Below are 6176 nucleotides of genomic sequence, written 5' to 3'. Positions count from 1 at the left end.
CCGCGGTCGCGCAAGCGCCGGCCGCCGCACCCGTCGCGGGCGAGCGCGGCCCGTCCTCGGCCACCGAGGCCGCCGCCGCCGCGCGACGGGAGGAACAGCGGATCCTCTCGACCGACCCCACGCTCGCGCGCGTCGGCGGCGTTCTGACGCCACGCGGCGCACTGTCCGTCGAACCCACCCTCGAATACGGCTATGGCGAGAACACCCAGGCGACGGTGAACGGCTTCTCGATCGTCCCCGGCATCACCTTCGGCACGGTCGACATCCGCCAGAACACGCAGCGCGCGACGACCGCCTCCGTCACGCTCCGCTACGGCATCACCGATCGCTTCGAGATCAACACCCGCATCCCCTACGTGTTCCGCAACGACACGATCGAGACGGGCCCGGCCGACGTGAATGCGAGCCCTATCCTGATCAGCCCGCGCGGCAACGGCATCGGCGACATCGAGTTCGGCGCCTCCTACCAGATCAACGCCGGGCTCAATGACTGGCCGATCTTCATCGCCAATCTCCGCGTGAAGTCGACGACCGGCCGCAGCCCCTTCGAGGTGCCGATCTACACCACCAACGACCCCCAGGGCGGCTTCATCCGCGGCCTCGAACGCGAATTGCCGACGGGCACCGGCTTCTGGTCGGTCGAGCCCGGCCTGACGGTGGCCTGGGCGTCGGATCCGGCGGTCTTCTTCGGCGGCGTCCGCTACATCTGGAACATCGCGGATACGGTCGAGCTGAAGAACCCGTCCGGCGGCCCCTCGACGAGCACGCGGCTCGATCCCGGCGACGCGATCGGCATGAACTTCGGCGTCGGTTTCGCGATGAACGAGCGGACCTCGATCAGCCTGGGCTACGAGCATGTCTTCGTCATGCGATCGAGCCAGGAGGGGCGCGGCATCCCGGGATCTACGGCCGATATCGGGACCTTCAACTTCGGCCTGGCCTATCGCGTCTCCGACAGCGTCAGCGTCAATCTCGGCGTGGGCATCGGTGTCACGGATTCCGCGCCCGATGCGCGGATCATCCTGCGCGTGCCGGTGCGCTTCAACCTCATCTGATCCTGCCTACCGTCCGTACGGGACGATGCCGCGGCGTATTGCGCCGCGGCATGATGCGTCATGCACGCAGCGGCTGTGGGGCGCGGCGCAATGCACCTGTTAACCACCCGTTAACCTTTACGACGCGGATACGCGCGTGGCGCGGTGGTGTTTACGATTCGCCGCGCGCCGCTTCGCGACATGCGCATGAAGGCCAACGGCAAAGTGGCGGAAAAGCTGGGCTTGCACGTGACGCTTCGATGGCGCCCGGCGTGGCACGCAGGTTGCTCTGTCTCGGATGCACGAAGAAGAGTGTCGGGGAAGGAAGTCGATGCATGGCTCGCCACGGCTTTCGGCGACGCCTTCCTCCCGCTCCGCAGTGCGCAACGCCGCCGCAAGTATTCGGCGGCACGTGACAACACGGGACGAGGAGAGAGAGACATGCGTGCACTTCTTCTTGCGGGTGTCGGCGTGTTCGCGCTGGGCGGCGCTGCCTTCGCGAACGACACCGGCGGGGGCTCGACCGGGCCCAGGGGATATATGGACCATTACGCCGCCGCCCTCGGCGTCAATATCGGCCAGGTGGCGGGCAACCGATCCTCGACGGGTTGGGGCCAGGCTGCCTCGGTCGGCATGACGGGCAGCTTCCAGGTCCGGTCGGGCGTGATGAACGTCAACCAGAATGCCGGCGCCAACGCCATGCAGCAGAACGCCGTCGCCATCGCGTATGTCGAGGGCTGCAACTGCGAAGTGGGCTTCCGCCGCGGGGACGGCGACGCGAATACCGTCGCGGTCAACGCTGGCGCGGTCGGCGGCCGTCGCGGCGGGAACGAGAGCGACAACATCTTCGGTACCAGCGCTGACGCCGGCATGAATGACAGCTTCGGCAGCTCCGTCGGTATCGCGCAGGTGAACCAGAACGCTGGTGCGAACAGTCTCCAGCAGAATGCCACCGCGGTCGCGTATGTGGATCGTCTTTCGGGTGAGCGCCAGACGCGCGATGCCTGGGCGATCTCCGCCAATATCGGCACCGTCACCGGGTCGGGCAATGACTCGAACGACTACCGGCATGCGGCGACCGCCAATATCGCGGCTTCGTTTGGCAGCTTCACGGGTGTGGCCAACGTCAACCAGAACGCCGGTGCGAACAGCCTGCAGCAGAATTCCGCGGCGCTCTCTGCGGTCGAGTTCTGTAACTGCGCGACGCGCGATCTTTCGACGACGATCGCTGCGGCCGGCAATGTCGGTTCGGTCACCTACAACCGCGCTGACGCCGATTTCGGCAGCGCGCGTGCCGGCATGACCGGTTCGTTCAATGGCGGCACCGGCATCGCGCAGGTCAACCAGAACGCCGGTGCGAACAGCCTGATGCAGAACTCCGTGGCGGTCGGCGCGGTCTACAACCGCTGACCCGTTCCTGACGGCGCCGGCGGCCCCCCCCCTCGGGCCGCCGGCGTCCCCCTGCCATGCAGAACGAGGACGACGCCATGAAGATCGCGACCATCGCCACCGCTGCGCTGCTTTGCGCGGCGGCTTCGGCGCAGACCGTCCATGCTTCGGATCCCGCCGCGCTGTTCGAAAGGCTCACCCCCGTGGGGCAGGGCGAACTCGCCGGTTCCTCCGGCCGCGCAGGCTTCGACCAGGACGCGGCGAACCTTGCCAACGTCCATGGCAACCTTGTCGGCGCCAACAGCGTGACCGGAAGCAACTCCATCTCCGGCTCGCTAAGCGGCAATGCCGGCGTCACGACCGTGTTCCAGAACACCGGCAACAACAGCGTCTTCCAGTCCGCGACCTCCATCACCATCAACATGCGCTGAGACGCGCCGATGCCCGTGCCGCGCATTGCCCTGCTGATGCTGCCCGCGATGCTGGCCGCCTGCGCGGCCGAGCGCGGCGGCGGCACGCTCCCGGTCGAGCCGATGCGCGCCGGGCAGGTGGAGCTCTCGCTGCCCGACCTCGATACCGGCGGGGCGAACCTCGCCGTTCCGGTGCGCAGCGTGCTGGCGCGCCGCTTCGCGCGCACGATCAAGCAGCGCTTCGACTTCTCCTGCGGCTCGGCGGCGCTCGCGACGTTGCTCACCTTCCACTACGGCATGCCGACGGGGGAGGAAGCGGTCCTGCGCGACATGATCGCGCATGGCGACGTCGAGCGGATCCGCAGTGCCGGCTTTTCGCTGCTCGACATGCAGAACTTCCTCGCCCGGCGGGGCCTGCGCTCGAATGGCTACCGCCTGCCGCTCGACCGCCTGGCGGAGGTGCGGGTGCCGGCCATCGCCCTGATCGACACGAACGGCTATCGCCACTTCGTCGTCGTGCGCGGCGTGACTGCCGACCGCGTGCTCATCGCCGACCCGAACCTCGGCACGCGCACCATGCCGCGCGTCCGGTTCGAGGAGGCGTGGAACGGCGTGCTCTTCGTCATCCTCGATCGCCCGGATCTCGGCCAGGCGAGCTTCGGTCTTGCCGAGGACTGGGGCGTTCGCTCGCGCGCACCGGGCCTGCTCGTGCGCGACCAGATGGACCGGGGCATATCGGGCCTCGGGATGCCGGCGCCGCTCGTCCTCAACTCGGGCGTGCCGCCGACGCGCAGTTTTCTTCCGCCGAACCTCTTCTGATGAAGAAGGAGAAGCCGTGATGACCCGACGGACTTCGTTCCAGGCTTCGCTTCTCGCCATCCTCCTTGCCGGCGGCGGCGCGATGGCCGCCGAGGCGCCCGGGCGTCGCGACATGGCCGATGCCTATGCCCGGGCGCTCGGCATCGATGTCGGCGTGCAGGATCAGGTGCTGGATGAAGCGGCGCCGCTGCGCATCGCGGCCGCGCCCGTGGCGGAGGACGAGCTCGGCGCGATGCGCGGGGGCTTCGCGCTGCCGGGCGGCATCTCGGTCGCCTTCGGTTTCGACGTCGAGACGCGGCTCGGCGGCCAGGTGGTGCAGCGTCTCACCCTGCCGACCTCCGTGATCGGTCCCGGCGGGCGCATGGAGGCGATCCGCGTCATCGAGGGCGGCGCGGTCCGACTCGCCGATCCCGCCGCTGGCCCCGCCGTGGCCGAAGGCCTCTTCAATGGCGGCGCGACGCGAATACTGACGCAGGCGGGCGTGGGCACTATAGTCGGGGTTGTCCAGAACAGCCGGGATGGGCAGGTCGTGCAGCAGCGCTCCAGCATGCAGGTGGACATCTCTGGCATGGGCCGCATGCTCGATGCGGCCGCGAACCGGCGCATGATGGATCATGCCCTGCCGCGTCACGGCGGATGGTCCCGATGAGGGGCTCCGCGCCGGCCGCGGCCTTTCTCGTCGCGGCGCTGCTGGCCGCCGCGCCCGCCGCGCGCGCCTTCGAGCCCGAGCCCGACCCCGCGGCGGTCGAGCGCGTCAGCGGGCTCGACGTTCTCAAGCCCCTCGATCCGCAGGATCTCGGCCGGCTGCGTGCGGGCCGCCTGCCCACGCTGACGCCCGGCGTCCAGTCGCCGGCGCCGACGCTGCGTCTGTGGGATGAGATCGGCCGGCCGAATCGCCCGCAGCCCCCCGCGTCCCAGGGGGTCGTGACATCGACCCACCGCGGCGCGCGCTGAAGCTCGTCGTTCAGGAGAGAGTTCGCGCCATGAGGATGTCCTCGACGCTCGCGCTGGGCCTGCTGGCCCTCCTCGCCGCCGGCTGCGCGCAGCCCGGGCCGGAGCCCGTCGCGGCCCCCGCGCGTGCCGAGCCGGTCGTGACCGGCGGCCAGCGGCTGAGCGGCGAGGAGTTCCGCGCCGAGGTCTTCGGCAACACGCTCGACCGTCGACTGCCGAACGGCGCGCGGCTGACCATGCATGTCGCGGCGGACGGGTCTCAGCGGCTGCGCCTGACGGCACCGGGTGGTCAGCGCGGGACGGATCGCGGCCGCATCGAGATCCGTGGCAACGAGGTCTGCTCCTCCTGGGAGCGGATCGACCAGGGACGGCCGACCTGCTTCGCCTATTTCCGCCTGGGCGGTTCGCTCGTCGCGATCGACCTGGCGGGCGACATCGAGCCGACGAGGTTCGAGGTGCTGCGCGGCAATCCGGAACGGATCTGAGCTGCGGCACGCCTTTCCGGCGGGGCGCTGAAGCAGGCCGCAAGCGCGGATGCGGCGAGGATCGCCGCGGCTGAGTTCCGCGGCGTGCGCCGCCAATCCTTCCGCCGGTCGATGCGCCGCGCGCGATGTTCCCGGGCCTGCCGCGCGCACGAAAACACGACGCGATGCGGAATTGCTTCCATCGTGCCGCCGGATGCCCTATGAAGGGGCGTCAGCTTTTCTTGGTATCGCCGCGCTCTCCTTGCTCCTGATCGAGCGCCGAGCCCGCAAGCCCTCCAGCAGAAGATTGATCGGACGCGCCGCGTGGCGCGGCCGTCACACCACGTTCGAACGGAACAATCATGTCCACTGGCACCATCAAGTGGTTCAACGCGACCAAGGGCTACGGCTTCATCCAGCCTGAGGACGGCACGAAGGACGTCTTCCTCCACATCTCCGATGTCGAGCGGTCCGGCATCGCGTCGCCGCAGGAAGGCGACAAGATCGAGTACGACATCCAGCGCGGTCAGCAGGGCAAGATGTCCGCGACCAACCTGCGCAAGGCCTGACACCGACTTCGACCGCGGCCGGCGCATCGCGCGCGGCCCCGTCGCATCGCATGCGGCGCCGTCCTTCGGGGACGGCGCCGCCAAGAAGAACGAACGACACCATGACCATCACCACCCAGAGCCCACGCGCCACCCCGGCGCGCGGCACCGCAACCCCGGCATCGAAGTCCCCGCGCCCCGGCACGGGGCTTTCGCCCGCCGAGATCCGCCAGATCGTCCTCGATATCCTCGGATGATCCGGCACCAACCGGCCATGCCCACTGACGAAGGACAGCAGTAAGCAAAGATGCAAGGTTCGAAGCGCGACGATTTCAACAGCCGCCGCGAGACCGCGGCACTCGCCAAGCAGGCGATGATCGAGCGGTTCCGCGGCCAGCCGCGACCCGATGATCCCGTGGTGCAGGAAAGGCTGGCCGCGCAGCGTGCCTTCGCCGAAGCGCGCGACCAGCGCCGCGCCGAGCGGCTGGCCGAGCGCGCCGCCCAGGCCGAGGCCGCCGCCGCCGAAGCGAGGCGGCTCGAAGCCGAGGAAGCGGCCCGCCA

The 6176-nt window shown here is 69.3% G+C and carries 10 protein-coding genes; all 10 read left to right on the top strand.

All coding sequences use genetic code 11. The annotated features are described in order from the left end of the window. The coding region (locus tag HW577_RS18725; RefSeq protein ID WP_198377661.1) for a transporter at positions 1–1055 on the top strand (1055 nt) is incomplete at its 5' end. Positions 1056–1241: 186 nt separating this feature from the next. Then, positions 1242–2444, top strand: coding sequence for a hypothetical protein (locus HW577_RS18720; RefSeq protein WP_198377660.1), 1203 nt, complete (start codon positions 1242–1244; stop codon positions 2442–2444). A 77-nt stretch (positions 2445–2521) separates the two neighbouring features. Beyond that, positions 2522–2854: a hypothetical protein gene (locus tag HW577_RS18715; RefSeq protein ID WP_198377659.1), complete on the top strand. Its 333-nt coding sequence runs from the start codon at positions 2522–2524 to the stop codon at positions 2852–2854. Between the two features lie 9 nt (positions 2855–2863). After that, complete coding sequence (locus tag HW577_RS18710; RefSeq protein ID WP_198377658.1) at positions 2864–3652, top strand: C39 family peptidase; 789 nt, start codon at positions 2864–2866, stop codon at positions 3650–3652. 19 nt (positions 3653–3671) lie between these two features. Further along, positions 3672–4301: a hypothetical protein gene (locus HW577_RS18705; protein ID WP_198377657.1), complete on the top strand. Its 630-nt coding sequence runs from the start codon at positions 3672–3674 to the stop codon at positions 4299–4301. Continuing rightward, positions 4298–4606, top strand: a complete 309-nt coding sequence (locus HW577_RS18700) for a hypothetical protein (protein WP_198377656.1) — start codon at positions 4298–4300, stop codon at positions 4604–4606. Before HW577_RS18705 ends, HW577_RS18700 begins: the two co-directional genes overlap by 4 nt. Positions 4607–4635: 29 nt before the next feature. Further along, a complete protein-coding gene (locus tag HW577_RS18695; protein WP_198377655.1) occupies positions 4636–5088 on the top strand; it encodes a hypothetical protein in 453 nt (150 codons plus the stop codon). Positions 5089–5429: 341 nt separating this feature from the next. Next, a complete protein-coding gene (locus HW577_RS18690; RefSeq protein ID WP_198377654.1) occupies positions 5430–5636 on the top strand; it encodes a cold-shock protein in 207 nt (68 codons plus the stop codon). Between the two features lie 101 nt (positions 5637–5737). Continuing rightward, positions 5738–5872 (top strand): hypothetical protein, encoded by a 135-nt coding sequence (locus HW577_RS26935; protein ID WP_269769568.1) that lies wholly within the window; start codon positions 5738–5740, stop codon positions 5870–5872. A gap of 50 nt (positions 5873–5922) precedes the next feature. Then, a partial coding sequence (locus HW577_RS18685) for a DUF6481 family protein (protein ID WP_232475055.1) occupies positions 5923–6176 on the top strand: 254 nt, incomplete at its 3' end.

This window comes from Neoroseomonas rubea (assembly GCF_016106015.1).
Classification (GTDB): domain Bacteria; phylum Pseudomonadota; class Alphaproteobacteria; order Acetobacterales; family Acetobacteraceae; genus Neoroseomonas; species Neoroseomonas rubea.
This window is presented reverse-complemented; position numbering and strand designations above follow the sequence as displayed.